The sequence below is a fragment of the Photorhabdus namnaonensis genome, from assembly GCF_001684335.1.
Lineage (GTDB): Bacteria > Pseudomonadota > Gammaproteobacteria > Enterobacterales > Enterobacteriaceae > Photorhabdus > Photorhabdus namnaonensis.
Map to the genome: position 1 here is coordinate 87,479 of NZ_LOIC01000094.1, position 503 is coordinate 87,981.

At 56.1% G+C, this 503-nt stretch carries 1 protein-coding gene; it reads left to right on the top strand.

All coding sequences use genetic code 11. From position 1 onward, the window contains the following. Positions 1–22: 22 nt before the first annotated feature. A partial coding sequence (locus tag Phpb_RS27120) for an ABC transporter transmembrane domain-containing protein (protein WP_420848369.1) occupies positions 23–503 on the top strand: 481 nt, incomplete at its 3' end.

The window sequence follows — 503 nt, forward strand, 5'->3', positions numbered from 1 at the left end:
TTCGGGGTTGGTTACCCCTCTCTTGCGTAAGCGATTACAGGATAGCTTCACACGTAACGCCGAGAATCAGGCATTCCTTGTCGAAACGGTGAATGGCATCGATACCCTAAAGTCAATGGCGGTTGAACCGCAGGCCATTCGCAAGTGGGACAATCAACTGGCGGCTTATGTTGCCGCAGGTTTTAAAACACAGACCTTATCCACTCTCGCTAATGAAAGCGTCTCGCTTATTGGCAAGTTAGTGACGGTCGCCACACTCTGGCTCGGCGCCCGTCTCGTGATAGAGGGGCAGCTGTCGGTGGGGGAACTGATCGCATTCAATATGCTGGCTGGCCGTGTCAGCGGCCCGATCATGCGCCTGGCGCAACTGTGGACCAGCTTCCAGCAGACCGGGGTCTCGGTGCAGCGTCTGGGAGACATCCTCAATTCCCGTACTGAATTGTCTCAGGCTACACGTAGCACAGTACCGCCGCTCAAGGGGCGGGTAGAGTTCGAACAGGTGC